The organism is Dictyobacter halimunensis (assembly GCF_036245075.1).
In genome coordinates this window covers 1,743,365-1,767,201 of sequence record NZ_BSRI01000002.1, presented here as the reverse complement: position 1 = coordinate 1,767,201, position 23,837 = coordinate 1,743,365, and the positions used below count along the sequence as shown (strand labels likewise).

At 50.8% G+C, this 23,837-nt stretch carries 19 protein-coding genes, 4 tRNA genes, 2 rRNA genes and 1 pseudogene; 8 read left to right on the top strand and 18 right to left on the bottom strand.

What is annotated here, in order from left to right; translation table 11 throughout:
* Positions 1 to 74: 74 nt before the first annotated feature.
* A complete protein-coding gene (locus AABA21_RS21340) occupies positions 75 to 3,752 on the bottom strand; it encodes a UvrD-helicase domain-containing protein (protein ID WP_338253522.1) in 3,678 nt (1,225 codons plus the stop codon).
* 299 nt (positions 3,753 to 4,051) lie between these two features.
* Here AABA21_RS21340 and AABA21_RS21335 point away from each other — a divergent pair, with 299 nt between their 5' ends.
* Positions 4,052 to 4,735 (top strand): hypothetical protein, encoded by a 684-nt coding sequence (locus AABA21_RS21335; protein WP_338253521.1) that lies wholly within the window; start codon positions 4,052 to 4,054, stop codon positions 4,733 to 4,735.
* Positions 4,736 to 4,769: 34 nt separating this feature from the next.
* Positions 4,770 to 5,558, top strand: coding sequence for a type III pantothenate kinase (locus AABA21_RS21330; protein ID WP_338253520.1), 789 nt, complete (start codon positions 4,770 to 4,772; stop codon positions 5,556 to 5,558).
* Positions 5,559 to 5,630: 72 nt separating this feature from the next.
* Here AABA21_RS21330 and AABA21_RS21325 read toward each other — a convergent pair.
* The 7 genes from AABA21_RS21325 to AABA21_RS21295 form a co-directional block, all read right to left on the bottom strand.
* Positions 5,631 to 5,704, bottom strand: a tRNA-Ile gene (locus tag AABA21_RS21325).
* 60 nt (positions 5,705 to 5,764) lie between these two features.
* A tRNA-Ile gene (locus AABA21_RS21320) sits at positions 5,765 to 5,838 on the bottom strand.
* 34 nt (positions 5,839 to 5,872) lie between these two features.
* Positions 5,873 to 5,989: ribosomal RNA gene (rrf, locus tag AABA21_RS21315) — 5S ribosomal RNA — on the bottom strand.
* A 39-nt stretch (positions 5,990 to 6,028) separates the two neighbouring features.
* Positions 6,029 to 6,101 (bottom strand) — tRNA-Ala (locus AABA21_RS21310).
* 3 nt (positions 6,102 to 6,104) lie between these two features.
* Positions 6,105 to 6,178: transfer RNA gene (locus AABA21_RS21305), tRNA-Ile, on the bottom strand.
* A 194-nt stretch (positions 6,179 to 6,372) separates the two neighbouring features.
* Positions 6,373 to 7,851 (bottom strand): 16S ribosomal RNA (locus AABA21_RS21300).
* A 356-nt stretch (positions 7,852 to 8,207) separates the two neighbouring features.
* Positions 8,208 to 8,663, bottom strand: coding sequence for a DUF6249 domain-containing protein (locus AABA21_RS21295; RefSeq protein WP_338253518.1), 456 nt, complete (start codon positions 8,661 to 8,663; stop codon positions 8,208 to 8,210).
* Between the two features lie 114 nt (positions 8,664 to 8,777).
* Between AABA21_RS21295 and AABA21_RS21290 the strand changes: the two genes are divergently transcribed.
* The 5 genes from AABA21_RS21290 (at position 8,778) to AABA21_RS21270 (ending at position 13,516) form a co-directional block, all read left to right on the top strand.
* Complete coding sequence (locus tag AABA21_RS21290; protein ID WP_338253516.1) at positions 8,778 to 9,413, top strand: RNA polymerase sigma factor; 636 nt, start codon at positions 8,778 to 8,780, stop codon at positions 9,411 to 9,413.
* Between the two features lie 2 nt (positions 9,414 to 9,415).
* Complete coding sequence (locus AABA21_RS21285; RefSeq protein ID WP_338253515.1) at positions 9,416 to 9,985, top strand: anti-sigma factor family protein; 570 nt, start codon at positions 9,416 to 9,418, stop codon at positions 9,983 to 9,985.
* Positions 9,986 to 10,074: 89 nt separating this feature from the next.
* Complete coding sequence (locus tag AABA21_RS21280) at positions 10,075 to 10,953, top strand: UbiA family prenyltransferase (RefSeq protein WP_338253514.1); 879 nt, start codon at positions 10,075 to 10,077, stop codon at positions 10,951 to 10,953.
* Positions 10,954 to 11,018: 65 nt separating this feature from the next.
* The gene (locus AABA21_RS21275; protein ID WP_338253512.1) at positions 11,019 to 12,089 is read left to right on the top strand and encodes a class I SAM-dependent methyltransferase; all 1,071 of its coding nucleotides are present in this window, start codon (positions 11,019 to 11,021) and stop codon (positions 12,087 to 12,089) included.
* Between the two features lie 653 nt (positions 12,090 to 12,742).
* The gene (locus tag AABA21_RS21270; protein ID WP_338253510.1) at positions 12,743 to 13,516 is read left to right on the top strand and encodes a hypothetical protein; all 774 of its coding nucleotides are present in this window, start codon (positions 12,743 to 12,745) and stop codon (positions 13,514 to 13,516) included.
* Positions 13,517 to 13,615: 99 nt separating this feature from the next.
* On the opposite strand, the gene AABA21_RS21265 is transcribed toward AABA21_RS21270, so the two are convergent.
* Positions 13,616 to 14,026 (bottom strand): hypothetical protein, encoded by a 411-nt coding sequence (locus tag AABA21_RS21265; RefSeq protein WP_338253508.1) that lies wholly within the window; start codon positions 14,024 to 14,026, stop codon positions 13,616 to 13,618.
* 1,128 nt (positions 14,027 to 15,154) lie between these two features.
* Here AABA21_RS21265 and AABA21_RS21260 point away from each other — a divergent pair.
* Positions 15,155 to 15,712, top strand: coding sequence for a hypothetical protein (locus AABA21_RS21260; RefSeq protein WP_338253507.1), 558 nt, complete (start codon positions 15,155 to 15,157; stop codon positions 15,710 to 15,712).
* A 383-nt stretch (positions 15,713 to 16,095) separates the two neighbouring features.
* Here the strand turns inward: AABA21_RS21260 and AABA21_RS21255 are convergent, their stop codons facing one another.
* The 9 genes and pseudogenes from AABA21_RS21255 to AABA21_RS21215 all read right to left on the bottom strand — a co-directional run bounded on the left by AABA21_RS21255 (position 16,096) and on the right by AABA21_RS21215 (position 23,803).
* Positions 16,096 to 16,665, bottom strand: a complete 570-nt coding sequence (locus tag AABA21_RS21255; protein WP_338253506.1) for a hypothetical protein — start codon at positions 16,663 to 16,665, stop codon at positions 16,096 to 16,098.
* Between the two features lie 205 nt (positions 16,666 to 16,870).
* Positions 16,871 to 17,149: a hypothetical protein gene (locus tag AABA21_RS21250; protein WP_338253504.1), complete on the bottom strand. Its 279-nt coding sequence runs from the start codon at positions 17,147 to 17,149 to the stop codon at positions 16,871 to 16,873.
* 20 nt (positions 17,150 to 17,169) lie between these two features.
* Positions 17,170 to 18,084 (bottom strand): restriction endonuclease, encoded by a 915-nt coding sequence (locus tag AABA21_RS21245; RefSeq protein WP_338253503.1) that lies wholly within the window; start codon positions 18,082 to 18,084, stop codon positions 17,170 to 17,172.
* Positions 18,085 to 18,120: 36 nt separating this feature from the next.
* Complete coding sequence (locus AABA21_RS21240; protein WP_338253502.1) at positions 18,121 to 18,957, bottom strand: IS3 family transposase; 837 nt, start codon at positions 18,955 to 18,957, stop codon at positions 18,121 to 18,123.
* A gap of 14 nt (positions 18,958 to 18,971) precedes the next feature.
* The gene (locus AABA21_RS21235; protein ID WP_338253501.1) at positions 18,972 to 19,238 is read right to left on the bottom strand and encodes a transposase; all 267 of its coding nucleotides are present in this window, start codon (positions 19,236 to 19,238) and stop codon (positions 18,972 to 18,974) included.
* Between the two features lie 111 nt (positions 19,239 to 19,349).
* Positions 19,350 to 19,658, bottom strand: a complete 309-nt coding sequence (locus tag AABA21_RS21230; protein WP_338258459.1) for an HNH endonuclease — start codon at positions 19,656 to 19,658, stop codon at positions 19,350 to 19,352.
* Between the two features lie 213 nt (positions 19,659 to 19,871).
* Positions 19,872 to 21,100, bottom strand: a pseudogene (gene ltrA, locus AABA21_RS21225) (group II intron reverse transcriptase/maturase); the annotation flags it as partial.
* 827 nt (positions 21,101 to 21,927) lie between these two features.
* Complete coding sequence (locus AABA21_RS21220) at positions 21,928 to 22,581, bottom strand: NUDIX domain-containing protein (protein ID WP_338253499.1); 654 nt, start codon at positions 22,579 to 22,581, stop codon at positions 21,928 to 21,930.
* A gap of 19 nt (positions 22,582 to 22,600) precedes the next feature.
* Positions 22,601 to 23,803: an NsdA family TPR-like regulatory protein gene (locus tag AABA21_RS21215; RefSeq protein WP_338253498.1), complete on the bottom strand. Its 1,203-nt coding sequence runs from the start codon at positions 23,801 to 23,803 to the stop codon at positions 22,601 to 22,603.
* Positions 23,804 to 23,837 lie beyond the last annotated feature (34 nt).

Below are 23,837 nucleotides of genomic sequence, written 5' to 3'. Positions count from 1 at the left end.
CATATTGCTAGTTCGATGCCGCCAGATTGTATTATAACACGCACACACAGCACGAATGGATACGCTCTATACGACTAAGCTGGACAGATAAAAAAGAATGGGCACGTCGGACACTGCTGGGAGTCTCTGGGCTGCGCCGGGTAGCGGTGCTCCTGTAAACCTTTGACGGCCTGCTCGACGTCTCGATAGAGGCTCTGCTCTTTTCTGGCCGTGATGGTAATCGGCATGCTTTCTCCTGTGCTCATGTTGTGGCTGTGTACCTCAACGTTCTGACCGGGATATTGCTGCCGATAGGCCAGGTGATAGAGGAGATCTTTATGTTTAGGATCGATCTTCTCTTTGGAACGTCCATAGCTGGTGCGTATAAAGCGATCTGGCTGTTGGGTCATCTCGTTGGCTGTCTCTACCCGGTCGATGGGCACATGTACGTTGGTGCCCGCGACATCAACATTATAGCCGGGTTGTAGCTGCCAGTGTACCTCTTCCTGGGTATGCAGGCGGCGCTGGATAGAGGCCACGACCTCCTGCCCATGCTCCTCATACATGGTGGCGAACGGCTCCGTATGGCCTCCAAGCTCCTGCCAGTGCTGGAGATAGAGCTGTTGAACTTCTTGCTGGCTGGGGAGGTCGGACGGATCACTGGCACCATCCAGTTGCCGGTGCAGCGACTCGACCGTTTTGCGCGTGGCCTGCGTAAAGAGCCGATAACCGGTTGGCTGATCCTCAAAGTGATAGATCGAGCTATAGACGTATTTGCGTGGGCAGTTCAGATAGCTCTCGATGGAGTAGGTGCTCACGATGGGAGAGCTCATGGCCGCGATAAAATCTTCGCCTGGCTGGGAACTATGGAACCCTATGACCTCTTCCTCCAACAGCGTGCCCGTGTAGGGCTGGTCCCAGTGCAGCTTGACGATACGTTCCTCACCCAATCCCGCCTCAAGCGCGTCAAGGTAGATGGAGCGCTGGTAGCGTTGTTGCGCCTTGCCGTAGCGTTCGCTATAGCTCAGTACCAGCTGGTCCTTTGCTCGTGTCACCCCTACGTAGAAGAGGCAGGCTTCGCCTACATCATGGCTGTTCCTCTCGGTTGTCAGCATACCCGTGGGCGGCTTGACCTGGCCTGAGCGACCTGTGGTGGGGAAGCGGCGCTGCATCAGACCCGGCATATAGACGATTGGGAACTCCAATCCCTTGCTGGCATGCACGGTCATGACGCTGATGGTATCGGCTTCCTCCTCTGTCTCGTCTTCGTTATTCTGCCGATTGCCGCTATCCTGCCGCAGCCGCACCAGGAGTCTGAGGTAGTCCAGGAAATCTCGCACCTGCTCTTCCAGCGACATAGGCTCGCTGTCTGTCGCTTCCTGACCATCCTGAGAGGCCGCCTGCTGATCCAGTCGCTGGCGCAGCAGCAGTTGCTGATCATAGTGGCGAGCCGTCTGGAGTAGTTGCTGATAGGCGCCCAGCTGCAAGACGCTGGCTTTATCATCGGGCCGCGCCAGCAGCGTGCGCACCAGCGAGGTTTCAATGAAGAGGTACTGAGCCAGTAGCGACCACATATTGGGCGCCCTGAACAGCGACTGTACCATATGCGAGAGGCGCAGTAATGCATGGCGTCCCTCCACGCTCATGCTCAAGGGAGCCTCGCCAGAGAGCAGCATCTGACGCGGTGTCTTGCCCGGCTCACGGGCCGCCAGCAGCAGGGCCTCGACATCCTGCTGGCTCAAGGCGTATTCAGGCTGGCGCCCCATGCGCAGGAGTCCCATTCCGCTGTTATCCGCGATGAGATGGATCGCTGAGAGCACGTCCTTGATATATTCCTGTTCCAGGATGCCGCCCTGTTCAATGGCGGGAAGCTCGGCTTCCAGCAGGGCGGCGGTAATCTTGTTGGCCTGGCTGCGCGTGCGGCAGAGGATGATCATGTCTTTGTAGGCATAGCCCAGCGAGCGCTTGTGACGGATATCGGCGATCAGGCTCGCGACCTCGCTAGCCTCGTTGGGTGCCTGGGCGATAGTGACATAGGCTTCAGTGCTGGTCAGGCGTACCGCTTGATTCTTGCCCGCGTCCTGCTCCAATTCGAGATGCCGGCAGCGAAACGCCTCGGCCAGCGCCACCAGATCGGGTCGCGAACGATAGTTGCGGCTGAGTGGGAGGACTCTGGCTCCCGGAAAGTCTTGCTCAAACTGGCTGATATTGGCGGGCGAGGCACCGCGAAAGCCGTAGATGGCCTGGTTGGCGTCACCCACCACCCAGACGCGGCGAGACTCTCCGGACAGTACGCGCAGCAGGACGCCGCTGGCCCGGTTCACATCTTGAAATTCATCGACCAGGATGTGCGCGAACCTTTGCTGCTGCTCATGCAGGACCTCTGGATGGTCAGTAAGAAGCTGAATCGCCGATACCAGCAGGCCACCATAGTCGGTATCGCCACGGCGCTGCAGTTCCTGTTGATAGAGCGCGTAGACCTGCGCCACTTCCAGTGTCTTTTCCGCCTCGGCCTGTTCCTTTTCATCATCTCCAGCCTGCAGGCGCATGGTGCGAGCCAGGACCGCGTACTGTTCGGGCGTCACCAATTCGTCTTTGGCGCGCGCGATCGCCTTGAGCATATCTGGAAAATAATGGGTGGGCGTCTGTAGCAGGCGATAGTGGTGGAGCCGCATCGCGTTGGCCTGCCGGCGCAGGATCAGGTAGCCCTCGGCCTCATCGATCAGCGTAAAGTCTGGTCGCAGGCCCGCCAGGGCCGCGTGCTGGCGCAGCAGATTGGCGCAAAAAGCATGGAAGGTACTGATCGTCGGCAGGGACTGTCCCGACCAGGCGAGCAGTTGCCGCAGGCGCTCCTCCATCTCCAGCGTAGCTTTGCGTGAGAAGGTCAGGGCCAGAATATTCTGGGCGGGGATGCCCAGGGTATTGATAAGATAGTCGGCCCGCCCGATCAGCGTACTGGTCTTGCCGCTACCGGGTCCAGCCACAATCAGCGCCGGAGTCTCGGCTTCGATGGCCGCCTGCTGAAATTCATCATATTGCTTTTTTGCCGGCGGAGTCCCGTTTTCTGGCGCGACAGGCGTGGCGGCTACAGGTTCTTGCACCGTCTCCCGTGTCGGCGGCGTATCCAAAAAGCCGGTCAGGCGATTGAGCAGTGCGGCCGGCGAGACGTGAAAGCGGGTCGCCAGCGTATGGGTTGGCACGCCACCCTCTACAAATAAGGTATAGAGCCGGGTCGCGGGCATCAGCAGTTCGGCGGCAAAGACATTGGCGGCCAGTTCACGCTCACTGCGTGGATCATAGCCGTGGGCGCTACCAACCTTCTCCTGTATCTGCTCCTGTTCCAGCAAGGTCGCCATATCTTCCTGAATATCATCATCGCGACAGGGGAAGGCTGGTGACGGCTCTGGTATCGGGGCATAAGAGGTGTGGCCCACAAATGGCAACCTATGCTGTTCTGAGAAGCGCTGCAGGCGCATCCCATCGCGACAATGCAGCAAGGCATGTCCGATCTCGTGAGCCAACGTAAAGCGGCGAAACGTCTCATTGAGGGAACGGCAGATCCAGATCAGATCCTCCTCTTCATCGGGATCCATAAAGCCGTACGTCCCCTGCGCATAATCGTCTTCCGCGAACGTACCAATACTTAATCCTAGCCACTCGGCCAGCTCATCAACGGGGGTGACATCATTGGTCCACGCAGGGTTGTCTTTCCTATATTCTTCCAGCACCAGCCGGGCCGTAGCCTCAACCGTTGACCGTAACACATTATCCACAGCGTGCTCCCAGCGCCTTAGTAAAAAAATATCAGCAAATATGAGAAAGGTATGTTAACCAGCATGTCTGCTTTTCGCCTTAGTCCATATCATATTATATCGCATAGAGAGCCCCGGCGGGACCTTTTTGAGCCGTTCTCTACACAGAAGGGTATTTGTACATTGATGCAACGGGCGCGCATCTGCGCGCCCGTTGCATCAATGTACAAATACCCAAAGTAATTTTTCCAAATGGGGCATTCTCTGGTATAATGGGCCGAGATAAGATGGTGCCATATATCTTGACAAGGATTTTCAAAATGGACGCAGAAGAGATTCTCGCACAAGCGAATACAAGCGCGGAACTGCCGCCTGGCTGGTCTACTTTCCCCCTTCTCAAAGGGAAGGTTATCTGGGGAATCATTGGTTGGATCTTCGGTATTTTAATGGGTGGAGGCTTGTTAGCCTTAATTGTGCCTATTGTTGTTCCTTTTAATTACCAGCGTGGGGCTTTTTCCATTATTCTAACCACATTATTGCTGGGTATCCTGGCTTTTATCTTTTTGGGCAGCATCTATATGCTCTGCGTGGACATTCTGCGCGTGGCCCAACCAGAAAAACACATAATCGTACTGACCCCCACGGATTTTGTACATAAAGAAGGTTCTCGAACGACCCATGTACCACTGGTCAATGTTCGCCACGTGACCCCGCGCGGACGCGCACCGATTGAGCGTAACCCTGATGAGGGTGGCGTCAACAATATCCAGAGTCCGGGCGAGAATCTGATGGGCTTTGTCTTCGGGCGCGGTATCACTCCCAGCGGCCAGAAACAACGCCGCAAGCGCATGCGCACCCCAACGTCCCTGGCGTTCGTGGATGATCGCACAGAAGCAGAGGTCACGGTCGTCAATGATGATGCCCATGGTGATCCTTTTCTGATCGCGGCCGTCATCAAGAAATATGTGGCCGCTGCCAAGGAGCAGGAGATATCCCAGAGATAGTTGCATGATGCTTGAGTAGAGAAGGGACTTATGTATGTTACTTGCGCTCGATATCAGTAATACAAATATCAAGTTTGGTCTATATGATCATGATGTAATGAAGCATCTCTGGGTTGTATCAACTAGTCGCCAGCGTACAGCCGATGAGTACGCCATGGTACTCAGCGATCTGCTGCGTCACGTTGGCTACACCTTGACTGATATCGACGACATCATAGTGTCCAGTGTTGTTCCTCCCCTGACACCGGTCTTTCAGGATCTTGCCGCGCGCTATTGTAATCGCGAAGCGCTGGTCATCAACCATACAATGGATCTAGGGATCAAGCTGCTCGTGGATAACCCCTGGGAAGTGGGGTCGGATCGCATCATGACCATTCTGGCGGCTCACCATCTCTATGGTGGACCCGCGATTGTGATCGCCTTCAGTACCGCTACAACGTTTGATGTCGCCTCGATCGATGGCGATTTCCTGGGGGGCGCCATCGCCCCTGGCCTGGTTATCTCAGCCGAGGCATTGAGCAGTGCCGCCTCCCAACTCTATCGCGTCAACATGACGCCGCCACGTTCCGCGCTGGGAAAGAACACGATCGAGAACATGCAATCGGGCATTATTTATGGACACGTCGGCCTGGTGCAGGGTCTGATCGCGCGGCTCTGTAAGGAGATTCCCGACGTGACCCATCCTAGCGAGATCAAGATCATCGCCCATGGAGGAATGGCGCAACAGATGGCACCAATCATCCCCGAAATTCAATACGTCAACCAGTATTTACCGCTTGAGGGGCTACGCCTGGTCTATAATCGGCTGCGCGGGCAACAATAATCACAGGTAATATAAAGCGAGGGGGTGTAGGATGCTCAATCGAGCATCCTACACCCCCTCGCTTCTTTAAAGTGGGCCTTCCTGGACTCGAACCAGGGACCTCAGTCTTATCAGGACTGCGCTCTAACCACCTGAGCTAAAAGCCCGTAACATGTGGGGCAAAAAAATAAGACCAGCGGAGCTGTCTCATTTGAGAGATTGGATAATGGGCCTTCCTGGACTCGAACCAGGGACCTCAGTCTTATCAGGACTGCGCTCTAACCACCTGAGCTAAAAGCCCGCGACTCTCGTTTCCTGCTTTATACCAGCGGGTGGAATGGCGACGTCTTATTTTCCCACGCAGTTGCCCACGCAGTATCATCAGGGCTGGAAGGCTTAACTTCCGTGTTCGGGATGGGAACGGGTGTTACTCTTCCGCTAATGTCACCATCCCACCCGCGTGTACAAAACAGCGGATGAGAGATCCGGGGTGGAGGCGAGGAGATTCGAACTCCTGACCTTCGCCGTGCAAAGGCGACGCTCTACCAACTAAGCTACGCCCCCGAATGGGCCTTCCTGGACTCGAACCAGGGACCTCAGTCTTATCAGGACTGCGCTCTAACCACCTGAGCTAAAAGCCCGTATCTATTTCTCTATTGTACTACATAAGCAATGTTGTGAACCTGAACAACTAAAGAGTGGTAAGGCGGAGCAGTCAAACGCCAACTTCGACAAGCTCGTTTAGATCTCTTACTCTGTGAAGTAAGACCGACCTGGAAGTGGAACAATCTTTGTAGGTCGCTGGTATCCAGCGACGATTGTTCAAGCTCCCTAGAAAGGAGGTGATCCAGCCGCACCTTCCGGTACGGCTACCTTGTTACGACTTCACCCCAATCACTGACCCCACCCTCGACGCTTGCCTCCCAGACGGGTTAGCCCAGCGGCTTCAAGTGTTGCCAACTTTCGTGGTGTGACGGGCGGTGTGTACAAGACCCGGGAACGTATTCACCGTAGTGTGCTGACCTACGGTTACTAGCAACTCCAACTTCATGGAGGCGGGTTGCAGCCTCCAATCTGAACTGAGGCCAGGTTTGACGAGATTAGCTCCCCCTCGCGGGTTGGCAACTCTTTGTCCTGACCATTGTAGCGTGTGTGTCGCCCAAAGCGTAAGGGCCGTGCTGACTTGACGTCATCCCCGCCTTCCTCCGTCTTATAACGGCAGTTTCGCTAGAAATATCCAACTAACGACAGGGGTTGCGCTCGTTGCGGGACTTAACCCAACATCTCACGACACGAGCTGACGACAGCCATGCAGCACCTGTGAACCCGCCCCGAAGGGACAGCCCGTTACGGCTGGTGCAGGTCCATGTCAAGCCTTGGTAAGGTTCTTCGCGTTGCATCGAATTAAACCACACGCTCCGCTGCTTGTGCGGGTCCCCGTCAATTCCTTTGAGTTTTAATCTTGCGACCGTACTCCCCAGGCGGACCACTTATTGTGTTAACTGCGACACTGAAGGGGTCGATACCCCCAACGTCTAGTGGTCATCGTTTACGGCTAGGACTACCAGGGTATCTAATCCTGTTCGCTCCCCTAGCTTTCGCACCTGAGCGTCAGGTACTTCCCAGGACACTGCCTTCGCCTTTGGTGTTCCTCCGGATATCTACGCATTTCACCACTCCACCCGGAATTCCGTGTCCCTCTGAAGCCCTCAAGTCAGACAGTTTCCATAGTACTTCGTCAGTTGAGCCGACGACTGTCACTACAGACTAATCTGACCGCCTGCGTGCGCTTTACGCCCAGTAACTCCGGACAACGCTCGCCCCCTACGTATTACCGCGGCTGCTGGCACGTAGTTAGCCGGGGCTGATTCCTCTGGTACCGTCCGTTCTCGTCCCAGAGAAAAGCAGTTTACGATCCGAAAACCGTCATCCTGCACGCGGCGTTGCTCGTTCAGGGTTGCCCCCATTGACGAAAATTCCTCACTGCTGCCCCCCGTAGGAGTCTGGGCCGTTCTCAATCCCAGTGTGGCTGATCGTCCTCTCAGACCAGCTATCGATCGCGGTCTTGGTAGGCCATTACCCCACCAACTAACTAATCGAGCGCAGGCTCATCCTCGGGCGCCGTTTCCGGCTTTGCTCTCGCGAGCATATGCGGTATTGTCGGCGATTTCTCGCCGGTATTCCTCACCCCAGGGTAGATTACCCACGTGTTCCTCACCCGTCCGCCACTCCCTGTTTGCACAGGGCGTTCGACTTGCATGTGTTAGGCACGCCGCCAGCGTTTATCCTGAGCCAGGATCAAACTCGCCATCCAATTTTTTATATGTAAAACTCTCTACAGAGAATTACTATGCAATGTTATGGCAAGCTTATCAAAGCAATTAACTGGCTTATGTTTTTCTGTTTCCTTACCACTCTTCAGTTGTTCATGTTCCTACATTTCACAGTTAATTGTGTTATGTAGACGCTTCAGACGTTCCTGTCTGGCGCAAGAGAGATAATAGCACTGACCGGCTTTTCTGTCAAGCGTTTTTGTATGAAATTTTAGGAACGCCCAAAAAAAAGGGCTAATGGGATTTGAAGCGCTTTTACGCCGCGAAAGAACGTCAGGAATATGCACACAGATGCATTAATCGCCGCGTTTGCGCCCCTGCACCAGATGCGACCTCGTTACGCACGGGGACCCCCTTTGCGCTCTTTGAGCGGGATGATGTTGGTGTCGTCTTTTTTGTTGAGCCTGGTCTCCTTTGGGTCTTCAATGTCGCCCTGTGAGTTCTGCTCTAGATAATAGCTGCCGGTCAGGGCCAGTCCGACGCCAAACGGGATCAGGCCTGGGAGCAACCAGGGCCCAATGTGTAGCGGGGCGGTGGCAAGGGTCGCAGGCAGTAAAAAGCCAATCGGATATAAGCCGATAAGCAGGGTAAGTCCGACCATCATAGTGATCAGGCCTGCTCGTAGGATACCTTTGTTGCGACGCCTGCGTTGTATTTCTGATGGGTGAAGCCCGCGGCTGATCATAGCCATGCGTTCACGGTGCTGGATGTAGCGTAATAAGATGATAAAACCGAGAAAAATGGCCAGGGCGATTAGCCAGCCAATGACAAGAACTATTGCGTTGAATGACATATAGGGCTACCTCTTTATACAGATATCAGTCTGTATGATAAGATACGTTTAAGCAACTTGTATGTTTCGTCAGTTTGGTGAAACATATACTCTCAAATGAGACTCTAAATTAGTATGATGAGTGAGTATCTATTGCAGCCACCACAAAGTATTGGAATATCATTGCCAGGCGTAGCCTCGACATTTACAGAACAGGATGATGTTGCCCTTGTCATCGCCAGCCAGGCTGGCGATCAAGATGCATTTGCCGTACTGGTTCAGCGCCATCAGCGCCGTGTATTTAATTTAGTATACCGGATGCTCCAGCAGTATGACGAGGCCAACGAAGTCACGCAGGAGACCTTTTTGGCCGCCTGGCAAGGTCTGCGATCATTTCGAAGAGACGCGCGTTTTACTACCTGGTTGCACCGGATCGCCTATAATTGTGCATTGAAGCAGCTAGAGCAGCGGAAGAAAGATAGCGCGTTACAAGTCGCCATGCAGGCGGAGGCTGTAGATAGCGATGAGCGCATCGGGGCCGAGCTAGAAGCTCATGATAGACAGGCGATCGTACGTGAACATATATCAACCCTGCCTGCCAAATATCGTGTCGTGTTGGTGTTAAGACATTTACAAGAAATGACTTACGAGGAGATGGCTGAAATTTTGACTATGCCGATCGGAACAATAAAAACGCATCTTTTTCGGGCGAGGAATCTGCTGAAGGAGCGTTTAGAGGCGTTTGATCAAGAGTGGAAAACGAAAGGTTAGTCATGCATTGTTCAAAAGCGACCCGCCAACTACAATTGTATCTTGATAAGCAATTGAATTTAGAGCAGACGCGCGCGTTAGAATTGCATCTTTCAGGTTGCTCTGCCTGTTGCCGCGAATATTTTCTACTGCTAGAGGTGGACCAGGTGTTGACTGGGATGGAGATGGTGCGCGAACCAGCTGATCTGACTATGCATATTATGCGGCGCGTGGCGCTAAGCTCACCGCAGGTCGCGGTTCAGGAACAGCAAGCACGTTCCCTGACATCATTCCGACCTTCGCTGCCGGAGATGTTGACCGCTGTCGCCCTGGCGACCATTACCATGTTAGGCATTGTGCTGGAGCAGCCCTCGGTGCGCCCCGCGCTGCCTATCGCGAATGGGCATGATCCACTATCCTTGCTGGTGCTTTCTCTCTGGCAGGGGCTGGTCCATGTTAATAGCGATACAGTCATGCTCTTTTTGTGGATACTGGGTACGCTGCTTGGTATCTGGATTACGCTGGCGGTAGCCGGTTCTGATATGCGGGATCAGTGGTATAAGGCTGTAATGGATCGTTTACCGGTCTGGTAACTCACTCACTCTATGGTTGTTTCTTGATATGATAGGCTACTGGTTGGTCGTAAGGGTGGTGATGGCGGCAGATTGAGGGGGAGCATATCGTGGAAACTGTGAAACAGCGACGGCCTGGCGATAGAGCGCTGGGCTTTTTTTTGCTCTGTCATCCCGGACCTGTTTTGATACATACTGTGGCGGTAACCGTCTTCGCTGTACTGGCCGCGTGGCCCCACCTGGCCTGGACCACCGTGCTGCTGGTGATCGGCGCCCACTTCGCCATGCAATGCTCGATCGCCGTACTCAACGATTACTGCGATCGGCGGCTGGACATAGAGAGCAAGCGCCAGAAGCCGATCGCGCGTGGACTGGTTTCGCCGCGCGAGGCGCTGGTGTTTGGCTGGGCGTGGATCATTCTGATGTTCCTGTTGCTGCTGCCCCTTAACTGGCTGGCCCTGCTCCTCTCAGTGCTCTACCTGTTACTGGGGCAGGGGTATAACCTGGGACTCAAATCGACGCCGTGGAGCGGCATCGTTTTCGCGCTGGCCATCCCTCTGATTCCTGTTTACGCCTTCGTTGGCGTTGGTCATGGCTCGCCCGCTCTCTTCTGTTTGATCCCTGTTGCCGCGCTGCTGGGAATCGCCCTCAACCTCTCAAACTCATTACCAGATATCGCCGAGGACGCGGCCAACAACGCGCACACCCTGGCGGTCGTGCTGGGTGAACAAAGAACGCTGCTGGCCTGTCCTCTGCTGATCCTGGGCGCGACCATCCTGGTAGGTCTTTTTACGCTGCTCAACATCGCTGGCGCGCGCCCCCTGATTATCTGGCCAACGCTCCTGCTGGTATGTGTGCTGTCGGTTGTACTGGCCATCTGGCCCCGCCTCTGGCGCAACGGGCACAACGACAAGCACTATTTCCTTTTGACGGCATTCACCTGCTTGCTTCTGGCCAGTGGCTGGCTTGGCAGCCTCTTTCTCATGTGATCCGTATTACATGTATAGGACCCTGAACGAAATGAATCTTATGTTCTTGTTGAAAGGTAGAGCGCATGCCCTTACGCTTATCTCTAGTGGACCACGTTCTGGCCAGCCTGAATTTACTGCCCGCACCGCTTTTTGATACCCCGCTGGTTCCTGGTATTGCCAGCGTGCTGGTGACCGCCTGTGAACTCAACCTGTTTGATACGCTGGATCGCAGATCCCTGACCCTGGAGCAACTGGCTGAAGGGCTGGATTGTCATCCTGATGGACTGAAGCTCTTGCTGCAGGTACTGGTTTCGGCGGGATATATACGGGAGCGCAAGGGGAGCTATAGTAATTCGCGCGTCGCGCGCCGCTGGCTCTTGACAAGCTCTCCTTTCTCCGTGGCGCCCTATGTCATCCACAGTCCGGACATCGTCGATATCTGGAAGAATTTGCCGGCCGCCATCCGCACGCACCAGCCCGCCCAGCGCATGCCATATGAAGAGGATCCCAGTGATCCCGAGGTGCAGCGTCAGCTGGCGCGCCACTACGCGGGACTGGCCTCCTTGGCCAGCGTCCTCGGCCGGGAGGTCATCTACAAAATCCACTTACCCAGGGGCGCCAGTAGCCTGGTAGATATTGGGGGATCGCACGCGGCGTATAGCGCCATGCTCTGCCGCAAATATCCGCGCCTGCAGGCCACCGTGCTGGATATTCAGCCCGGCATTGAGGCGGGCCTACGCACCGTAAAACAGCAGAAGCTGAACAAGCGGATCCACTTTGTCTGCACAGATCTGGTACACGACGCTTTTGATCAACAGTTCTCCGCCACCTTTGACGCAGCCCTCTACTTCCACATCGCCCATCTGCTGCAGCCAGAGCAGAATCGCGCCCTGCTGACCAAAGTCATCGCCACCCTCAAGCCGGGCGGCCAGATCTTCTTCGTCGACCAGATACCTAACCAGACGCGCTACTCCCGCATTGCCAACACCATGGTCCAGCTGATGGCCAACACCATGGAGATCGTCGGCGGCACCTGCTATCCCTTCTCAGAGGTCAAGGATTGGCTACAATCCTGCGGCATGGAGCAGGTACGCCAGCACCGCCTGATCACCCCCGGCGCTACCCTCATCAGCGCCCGCAAAAAAAGATCTTAGCTCTACGCAAATCAAAAGCAAAGACGCACCCAGATGCAGTGATTAACCAGCATCTGGGTGCGTTTTGCCATCTATCTTATACTCTTGATACTATAGCGATTTCTTTTTGATCAGTAGGAACGCGTAGACAGCTATAGCTATGCCAATCATTGGGAATATTATTTCTAATACATAAAGAACTGGAGAGCCGGGGAACCGCTTAAGCCCCATAAACCCCAGAAACAGGGACGTCATCATCATTTCTAACATGGAAAGTGGCAGGACAATCGATGCGCTTCTATACCAGGGTTTGTTTGCTCCTTGTAAGTTTTGTTGCCGATGTACTCTGAACGCAAAATACAGTGTCGGAACGAGAATGACAAGGCTAATTAGAATGACAGCAATGCCTATCGTGAACAATTGGACGGCCATATGTAGCCTCATCCTTTTAATTACTTTTACATCGATGTGCCATTGCACATTATAGGTTACGGGGGAGCAATTAAAATAGATGCTGATTTATGATTATTAGGAGATCGAGCGTAGAAATAATAATTGGTTGAGTAGAGAATAGATATCCGGTACTTATGTTGTAGTAGCCTATCGACTGAGCACCCTTTATTGCTAGAAACTATTTCCAGTGAGATCATTATGATAGTGAAAGGATAGATTTTATGCCGACAGCGCAGCAACTTCTTACGCGCTTAGATAAAATTGGATTTGCATTGAGGGACACTGGTACGGCCCTGGCACTGCTGGGTCTGGGATCGGTTGGCAACGAAATAGAGCGATTGGATAAGTATTCTGACCTGGATTTTTTTGCTATTGTCAGACCGGGAACGAAGGACCGCTACATTGATAACCTTGATTGGCTGGCCGCCCCTTGTCCACCGAGTTATGTCTTTCGCAACACTGTGGACGGCTATAAGGTCCTGTTTGAGGATGGTATTTTTTGTGAATTTGCCGTGTTTGAGCCGCATGAGCTTCGTCATATTCCTTTTGCACATGGACGCCTTGTCTGGAAAGATGTATCTTTTGATGAGACGTTGCTTAATCCGCAACCTGTACAGCAACGTGTCAATGCTATTGAAGGCACAATGGAGTGGCATCTGGGCGAGGCACTGACCAATCTTTATGTTGGGCTTGGCCGTGTGCATCGAGGCGAGGTGCTGACCGGTACACGCTCTATCCAGAGTTATGCGGTCGATCATATCCTTGCGCTGACAAAGTCCATAGAAACTGCGCGGGTGCAGAATGAAGATCAATTCAATATGGAGCGCAGATACGAGACGCGCTATCCGCAAATAGCTCACTACCTTCCGACCTTTATGCAAGGTTATGAGCACAATGTTGAGTCGGCACTGGCAATTCTAGATTTTCTCACCCAGCGATTTGATGTGCCGCCAGCCATGCATAGCGCTATTCAAGAACTATGTGCTCGTCACTGATGGGCCGTCCTTGCATCTTTTGCTTATCCAGTAGCGGGCAATGTAGCTCCGTTTGGTATTTTACTTGACCCTATAAGCATATATCACACAAGTAAGATTTTATGGCTCTTTCTTTTTGCGATAGATAACGCCAAAGATTCCAGCACCCATGGATGTAAATCCTAACACGCAATATGGAATTGCCGCCCATAACCAAAGGAAACCCTGGGTAGAAACGAGGTGGTAGACAATGATTGTCCCCAACACAAGTATTGTCGCCCCACTAGCGATTTGTAGCCTATTCAATATATTAGGAGGTAAAGACATAAAAAGTTCCTCCTCAAGGCGTGCCTTAAGATCAATGATTTCATGTGTGCCATGAGTTTCTTCTCCAAGTCCAACGATACTGGCGTTGCCGACAATTTGTTTCAATGGAGCAAGGTCGGCGTCTGAATGGCCCTGGTCTGTTGTTTGTAGCGGAATCGCATTTTGCTGGATCCACTGACCAGTAGAATACGTTGTTCCTTGCATGCATCCTGCCAGGGTGAACATCAGAATACACATCAGAACAAGGCAGCAACGCCCACTGATTCTGCTATACATAGCAACCTATTTATTGCAATTAGTAATATAATTTATAATATATAGCAATTTTGATTGTCAAGGTCAAAATAGGCAATTGCGTTTTTTAAGCAAATTTAAACAGTATTCCAAACGTCGAAGCCTCTCAATTCCTATGTGATTTCCACAAGCAGAGATGGGAACAAGAGGCCAGGATGGTGAAATATAGCGGTGAATGACCAGAGCTTCCTCAGGAATCACCCATGGGAAGCAGGAGTTTTTCTTATGGGAACTATCACTCCCTTCAATCCTGCTTCTGCTCTATCTCTCAGCGCCAAAGCCCTTCTCTTCTTCACCCCGTTGGTGATATGTGTAATACGCATTTACTGATGAGTTTTCTTTTATATGTAAAGAAAACAACTTTCTATGGAACTATTCGAAAAATAAATAGATTTCCATAGAGGGTTGACTTTTATACTCTTGCTTTTATATACTACATAGTGTAGTAATACATCTGGTATCAAAGAAGCATTAGTAGTTTTCTTGCTACTATGGAGCTTGCATACCCTATTTTCTGTTTTTTGATTTGAATGTTTCCTGAAGGTTTATTTTCGTATCCAATGGTGTAAGAGAGTAACCGTGCCAGTTGCCTCTTTTACACATCACCTCCAACTCATTCTCATCAATAGTTAAAGGAGCAGGACGCCCTTTCCCCGCCGTGTAAGGATGCACTGGCTTTCTTTTCGATGTGTTTCGAAGCCGCAACGGCGAATCCACACAGGCGTTGTCATTGTCATGTGTTTTTTGCTGTGCTTTGTTTTCACGTATAATTGATATTCCTCTTTTTATGTATGTACGTCTCTCAGTCGTACAGGAGGGTTTACATGCTCAAATTACGCATGTCGCACCCGGAGGTTGAGCAGTTGCGTGCTCGATGCGCCGCCGCGGTACGCTTGCTCTGGCGTGGTGGTCTCTGGCTCCGCCTCGCCTTAGCCGTCATCTTCACCACTCTGACCGTTCTGGCTACGCTGGCTCCCTCAGCCTATGCCGCGAGCTTGAGCGGTATGCATAGGCGTTTACTCCCTGGGGAGAGCAGTTATGGGTGTTCCCCAATTCGTACAGGATTGTCCAGAGTTGAACAATGTTGCCCAGGCGCATATGAAAAGAGAAAGAAGTAAACCGATGACCACTGTTTTAGTTGAGGCTCATTACCGTCCATGGCAACGCCATCATCAATTCGTGCAACCGTGTCTGGAATGCGGATATCCAGCCCTCTGTGAAATCGATCATTATTTTGATGTTCTTGAAGCCATTGAGCGGGCAACCAAGTGGAGTAATGTGAGCGAGCAGCGGATCACCCAACTTGCAGCCGCTTGCGTAGCACGGAAACAGGCAGAGGGCGTGTATACTATTACGACTACTACTGCCTGGTGCTGGGAGCATTTTTGCCATCAGGCACAACGTCACCTCTTCATCTCTACCCCGGAAGAGGTTTTCACATCTCTACAAACAACGCAGGGAGGAATACTCCTCTATCATCCCACTCGCGACCTTTGCAATCCACAGTGCTATGTACATAGCACGCCCTTCACAAAACCACTGGCAGGTGTACTGCAAGATATTACAGGCTTGGAAAAGTCTAAGGTGAAAAAGTAGTATATTTTTCATACGCTACAGGATGACGCGGCTGAACAATGGGAGGATAAATTTGGCAAAAAAACCAAGAAAAAAGGCAAAAAATAGCGCGTTGCTACACGGTTGCTACATTTTGGGGTAGTGAGTCATTATTTAGAATAAGCATAGGCACGCATAAAGCGAGGCCGGAAGCCTTTTTATGTAAAAGCTTCCGGCCTCGTTCGGTAGTCGGGGTGAGAGGATTTGAACTACTCACAGTCCCGTTTTCTAATGGCTTGCCATCTGCCTCGATGAGCCTCTCAAGCTGGTTGGCTTATTAAATTTGTCCAATGAAATCAAGGCTTTATAACCTGCGTTGAACGTTTCTGCCCCCAGTTTTGCCCCCACTTTTTGCGGCTGCCTAGTCATTCTGCTTTAATGGCTTTATTATTTGGCCATTCATTGACTATCCAAGCTTCACGTTTTCCCCAACCTTTCCACTCTAGCATGGGCGTTTCCCAACCTTCGAGTACCAAGGCCAATGGGCGTACTGCTAGCACCGGATCTGGATGGTGGAGCTTTTTACTTAACCATTCCACATTAGCAGCAACCATACTCGCAACAAAACCCATGATGTGTTCTTGTTCTGGTTGGCATCGTCGAATGATTAAGACCTCACCAACAAAGTTGCTAGTTGGAGAAGCTGGGTTTGGGTTATTCTGTGATGTACGGATGAACATCCAATCTTCCAACCCATTCCAGTTTACTTTGGAGCCAGAAGGATATGAAGAGAGTATAGGCTCATTGTAGCCATATTCTCGAACAAATGCTGTTGCCATGTCTCCTTCGTTTTGCCAGTTGCATGCATTGACTTCGGTGATGCCACTGTGAATCATTCCTAATGTAGCAATAATTGTCGCTGCGGATATCTGGATTGGGCAGGTAAAGAGCCACTCGTTAGGTTGAGGACTCTGCTGTATATGTTTCTTTTTCATATAAATATTCTTCTTTGGTACCGGAATGAGCAAAGATGAAGTAAGGAGTCATATTACTGCTCAGAATGGAACCGATGGGCCTCAGATTATCGCCAATATACCCTGCATGACAGGTTGGTTTTTTTGTACATGGTGGACATTTCTATTAATAGCTTGCTTGCCATTTGCTCCGATTAACCTCGCAGGGAGATTGGTTATGCTTTTTCTATGAGTCAAAAGAACTTTTTTTTGCATCCTTTTCTAATTCCTCGATCAAGGCCGCATGAATTGGATCCCAACTCTGGACAAGGGATGTCCAAACAGGATGAGCTGTCACAATGCGCTTAGCATCGATAAGAGGAATATGGTACACTCCTCGGATGATTTTCGTGGACTCTATAATGTTTACGCCTTGAGTATGCAAGTTCACAATAATTTCCTCTTGAGAAGCTCCCCGGGCAACCTGCTTCTGGCAATCTTCAAGAATATGCTCAAACTGGTCCATACTCGTTGTTTTCCCTATTGCTATTCCTCGCTAAAGTAATCTAGATCTATCTTCTTAAGAATGTATCGTGACTCTTCTGCTACACCCACATTATGCTCAATCATTAACTGAGCTAATTGTTCACCGTCAATTAAAATAATTTTCAAATTATCAATTCCATTGGCATAGTCGATTGCCTGTCTGGAAAAATCAGACGTGGTTATGAAAACCCCTTTTCGCGCTTTCCTGCCTATGAGAGCACCTGCAAATCCTTGTACAACCGGTCGAGCAACCGTTCCTTCCCATCTTTTCGCTTGAAGATAAATAGCATCCAGGCCTAGTTTATCTTCTTTGATTATTCCATCTATGCCACCATCTCCTACCTGCCCTATAGCTTGTCCCGCATCTTTCCGCGAGCCTCCATATCCCATGGCAATGAGCAGATCTACAACAAGATTTTCAAAGAACTTTGGTGGGCTATTTTTGACACGTTCCAGCAGTTCCATGGCGAGGTTCTTTTTCAGGTTCTGATAGCTGGCCTCTAAAATTTCTTGTGGTGTCTGGCTGACTTCTTCAATGATTTCTTGCGTTGTCTCTGCATCCCCATTACTTTTGCTGCCAACAAAAGCAATGAACTCAGGAAACCGTCTTAAGTATTTGACATTAATATGGGTAGGATTTGATTTAATAACTTCCTGGCCGCGTTCCGTTATGCGAATTTTTGATTTTCCCGTGTTGGCCAGTAAAAGAGCTTTTACCAGGTAAGTACGAGCCCAGTGGACTCGATTATCAAATCTGCGCTGTTTACCACTGGGGAGAAGTTCTTTTCTATCTTGTTCACTGAGCATGAGTTGTTGAGCTAAAATCTCTATGGTGTCTCTAATATTGTGCTCATTACCATCATTGGCTACTTTTAAGAGAGGAAGCATAAGACTTTGGTAGTCAGGGACGGCCATATGTACTCTGTAAAGTACCCAGTAAAAGAGACACGCTCATAAGGAAATCAAAGGAGCCCCGTGTAACTGATGCTCTTGCGCATAGTGCAAGGGTGAACAATTGCCGACGCCCTCGTGAGGACGTACCGTATTGTAAAAATTGATCCATGTTTCTGCAGCGCCCAGAAAGTGACCCAGGGTTCGGTACGAACGGCGATCCGCCACAGCAAGCTTGAAGGTGCCCACAAACCTCTCGGCGTAGCCATTATCTGTGGGTGTGCCAGCACGGCTCATCGATTGCAGAAATCCTTTCTGCAACAGCAGATTTTGGGTGCAGTGCGCTCCATATTGTTTGCCTTGATCGCTATGCCAAATGGCTCCCGCTGTGGGAAAGGTCATGGTCTCTATGACGCTCGTCACCAGGTCGGCGCGCATATGATAATCAAAGGCCAGTCCGAAAATCTGGCGCGTCTGTTTCTCCAGGGCAAAGCAGCCTCGCACGCGGGATTGATCGGCCAGATGAACCTCAAAGATGTCAGAAAAAATCACGTGTTGCGTGGCATCTTCGCTCAGTTCTCGGACCAGGTTCGGAGCTATCTCAGTTGCCTTGCCCGGATAGACGTACTTCTTCTTTTTGCGCCGAGCGGCGATGCCATATTTGTGCATCACCCGTTTGACCCGATTCTTGCCTGTGTTGGTGAGCACGGCCAGCTTGCGATGTCCCAACGTATCATCCAGTTCATGCCACTGTTCAATACTGACAACCAAGGCTTTATCCATCTGCGGCCGCTTGAGATGCAGATACAGGCTGCTACGAGCGATGCCAAGGGCACGGGCGAGTTGTGTTTTGTTGATCGGACCACCAGAAGCGCAGAGGGTTCGCCCAAGTTCCACTTTCTCGTGTGCGCTTAATTGCCCAGTAGCCCGCGGGATTTTTTTAGCAGGTCATTTTGAACGGTCAGATCGCCAATGAGCTGCTTCAACTCTTCCGGAGATTCCCCTGGTGCATGGCCTTGAGCCTTGCTGCGCGTTTGGAGATCACGTTGATCGGCAAAGATCTCTGGCCCTTTTTGTTGAAATTCTTGGCGCCATCGACTGATGACGGAGCTGGCCAGGCCAAACTTTCGGCACACTTCTTCTAAGGTCGTCTCACGCTGAAAGCTTTCCATGACCACTTTGAGTCGGGTAAAGACGTCGTATTGCTACGACGTCCTCCCCTAGAAACTGGGCGTGCGCCTCTCAACGCACCCAGCTTGAGCACATCACAAACAACACGACTCCTTTTCTCATTTTGCTGTAGCTTTTGGTACATGCGTTTTTTCTTCAGTCAGTAGATCTCGGTCGTTATGTTGCTGACATTCGCGCATTGGACGTTCAGTCACAGCATGGATATGCTGATGACAGAGCAAGTGAACCAGGGCCAGATTGCTGTAGCTATCCTTACCACCTTGGGATTTTGCCAGACGATGGTGGACCTGAGTCTCTTCATCATTGAAGAGGGACTCTCCACATTCTAGGCATCGCCCTTGTTGTCTCTTGGCAAGCTTCTGTTTGGAAAACGTCAGGTCCTTGGCTTTCCCAGCCTGCCGTTTCATCCAGTAGTCTTTGAGACGTGAATCATCTGGAGATGCCGTTCCTTTAACCAGTATATGCCGTTCTATCGGGAACCAGCTAAACTTGAGGAGATGTCCACCTGTTTGTTTGTCACCAAACACCCAGGAGTCTCGTCGATCAAGCTGAAACTGCCCCCAGTAGGTGTGGTGCAGCCAGTCTTTGGATTTCTTAGGGTGCATACGTCTGGTGTAGCGGTCTGCTTTGTAGAACATCCAGCTATCCAGTTTGCTAAAGATTTCCTTGGCAACCACTGTGCGGAAGTAGTTCGCCCACCCTCGAATGATCGGATTCAGCTTTGTTAGGACCGATTGTACATTGGTCCCTTGGGCTTTGTCCCATTGTCCCTTGAGCTTCTTTCGCATAGCTTGGATTGATTCTTTGCTGGGTTTGATTAAGAGTTTCCATCCCGAACGCGCGGTCTGCGGTGCTGGATAGTGCCGAATGTTGAAGCCAAGAAAGTCGAATCCTTCAGTCAGGTGAACGATGCGCGTTTTTTCCTCGGAGAGGGTCAAACCACGCTCTTTCAGCCATTCCACAAGAATATTTTGTACCTGTTCGGCATCTTCCCTGGTTTCACAAAAGCACACAAAATCGTCCGCATACCTCACGATTGCCCGTTTTCCAATGAGCTGGCCTCGGGCGTCATGCGTGACCCCGATAGCTTCTTCCATGCCATGTAATGCAATATTTGCGAGCAATGGTGACACAACCCCACCTTGTGGGGTTCCTTGTTCCGTTGCATGAAACGTCCCATGTTCCACGTAACCTGCTTTAAGCCATTGTTTGATCAGTTCCCTTCCAGGAACCTGACCAATGACTTTCAGCAGATACTCGTGTGAAATATGGTCGAATGCGCCGCGAATATCGGCATCGAGTATCCATTTCTTGGTCTTATTTGGTCGGGCCAAGACAAAGATTTTTCCGATGGCATCATGGGCACTCCGGCCTGGGCGAAACCCGTAGCTTGTACCCTCAAACTTGGCTTCCCAAGCGGGTTCGAGGGCGTTCTTAACCACAGCTTGAAGGCAGCGGTCCATCACGACGGGAATTCCTAACGGCCTTCGTTTGTTGTTGGCCTTTGGGATGTAGATTCTCCGCACTGGTTTGGCTTTCCAGGGGGAGTAGTGGGCGAGGGCATCCACCATTCTTCCTCTGGCCGCTGGTGTTTTGATCACCAGCTTATCCACACCTGGTGTATATTTTCCAGCGTTGATCTGTGCCACTCGCCGGACACTCACGAGCCGGTTCGCGTAGCTTTTCATCATGAGTTTTGGAGTGAGCGCACCTTTTTTTGGTCGCCCTCTCGTGCTGCCCGAAAGATTCGCTGTCTGAGGTTACGAACAATCCGATTGGCTTTGCCCCAATCGATGGCATCCCAGTTGGTTTGCTTCTCGGTTCCGTTTGCAGAGATTGATTCTCGCATCTAACTTTTCCCTTGATAAGTAACCTTCACATCGTTCTTTGGGTGATGCACCAGAATCACGTTAGCCGCCTTTCAGCGTGGGTATGTCCGTTTCCGGCCCTATCTGCCCAGTTATGAATTCCTGTTGCCTTTCGGCTGGCAGCCTTCGCTTCTTGATTCCTCCTACTCCCACTGAGAAGTTCGGCTTTCTTTGCAGTTCGCTTACTCAGGGTATCGACCATCCCTGAGATCTCATTGGGGTTACCACGTTCCGCGTGTGTGAGATACGACTGGGGCGGATAGCCTTCTTTACTGCGGGGATTGATGTATCCACCTCCGTGATTCAAATACCCACGGAGATCGTTATCCCATTCATCATCGTTTCAGCCAGTTACGATGACCACCAGTCACGCAGCTTCATCAAAGGTTCATTTGCATTCATCCTTCCAGTCTTCCCCTAGCCCGGTTGCCTCTTTTGGCTAGAAGCTTCCTTAGACATTATCCCTCGCTTTTCACGCCTTTGTTACCAACGACGCAAAGAGGAATTGGGGACAGCCTTGGATACTAGGCTGGAAGCACCTTCGCTTCACTCACGGCAAGCGACCTCGTGTCGCACACTTGAATTCTGGTGTATACGTTTTCCGTTTGCCTGCCATGTCTTCCGTACCTCTCTTCTTTTACTGTCTATTCTACCAGGTACGTTACACTCCTACGATTTTTGTATACAATTATTCATTTATAAGTTTTGTTCCTTATAATAACATGAAGAGAACCTAGGGGTCTATTGCTTATTAGCTTGCCATTTAATTGCATAGAGATCCTCATCTAGAAGTGAGCAATTATTAAGGCTAAGCCATTGAACGTTCTTCTGATTGATAGTTGGCTGCCTGGTCTTTTCTTTTATCTGTAAGCGACTGGATGTGAACTGGACAAACAGCAAGGCCGTTATATTGCCAGTATGCTGTGTTGAGGCAACGCATACCAGAAGCATTTTTTACTTCGCACTGAGCGGCGTTTATTTTCTCTAGCTTTAAAGCTTCATGGTAGTACGAGGTGAAAAACTGGCTCAAGGCCATGCGAAGTAGTTTGATATGGTTGAATGCTAGCTCTGGAAGCTCTTGTAGATTCTCAATAGAGTACCACTGTACGTGAGAAGCATCGTCACCGGCTTCAATGGTGGCCTTGGGGCTTAGTGGTTGTGATAAGACATAGAGCAGGCAAACATACTTGCCTCGAGGGTCTTCGAAGTCTTGGAGGGTTTGCACTTGTTGAAACATATGCAAGGGGATATCCAGGCCGGTCTCTTCCCTGACCTCGCGTTGTGCAGCAACCTCTAGTAATGGATCATCTATATCCAGGTGGCCGCCAGGAAGCGCCCACGATCCCTTATATGGCTCTTTCTTGCGTTGGATCAGCACCACTTCCCATCCGGAATGAGAGGGCGACAGGCGTGGAATAACAACATCAACCGTAACTAAAACGCCCTGTGCTTGATCAGACATAGTGATGGTTTCCTTTCACCTATATCGCTGCATTATCCATATTCATATACGTCTCATAAACAAGATGCTTTAGCTCTGGCACCCCTGGGTGATTTCGGGCTGGACCACTTTCTAATTTTCTTACAAGTTTTCGTACCCGGTTCATCTGGTGTCGCGAATGGCACTGATATGCAAGTATAAAACCTTTACGCGCCAGCTCCGTCCCTTTCTTCATATCACCAGCATCGCAAAATGTCTGCGCCCTGCTGATCTCTAAAAGGGCATGCCAGCGAGGTGTGACAGCGTTCGCACTAACCAGGGCTTGCTCTGCAAGTTCGAGATAAGGAATAGCCTCTGTAGGCTTGCCTAAATCGCGATAAATCTTTCCTCGTGTCTCATAAATCTCAAAAGGAATAAACTCCTTTTTTGATGCATCTATTCCCTCGCCAGAAAACGAGAGCAGATCAGTGGCTTCTGAGATAGCACGGTCAAACGCATCTTCCTGCTTATTATCACCATAAGCATAAGCAAGCATCTGTAGGATATGCCCTCGTGTTGCCTTAGATGCATTATACGCTAAATCTCTAGCATTCTCCATATGGCTTAGTGCACTTGCCTGGTCGTTCTGGTGTCTTAAAACTTCACCTATGAAACACAAATAGGTAGCCATTAAATCTGTCTCGTGTATTTCTTCTGCTATCCTATGTGCTTGCATATAATGAAAAAGGGCTGTGTCATGTTGCAAGGCATCCGAACAAACGCTACCTAACAAGCCATGTGCCCGAATGGCAAGTTTTTTTGCATGCGTGGTATGAATAGCCGGATAGAATGAGTACGCAATCTTTTCCAGGCCCGGTAGTAGTTTATTCATAGTGCGTGCAACTTCACGAGGTCGTGAAGCAAACCAGGTCTCCCAGGCCAGATTAATAATAATTTCAGCGCTTTCAAGTTTATCGGCTATTCCTGCATCAAATGTTGGGGTAATTAAAACACTACTATTGTTTTGTAGGGGTGATAGGTCTTCGCTATCTTGTTTCTCTTGCTGGGCTAACCCTAGCTCTTGTGGCTCTACTTCTCGCTTATACTTGTCTGCGAAGAAGTCACATATGAGCCTGACAATATCGACTCTAACTTGCTTGCCAGCTTCGGCTCGCTTGATTGTTGGCGTACTGACTCCAATAAAGTCTGCAAGCATTTGTTGGGAATAACCTAGATCAAGACGGGCCTTTTTAAGTGGATGCATGTAGGTCTCCCTCCTGCATTTAGCCTTACTTTCT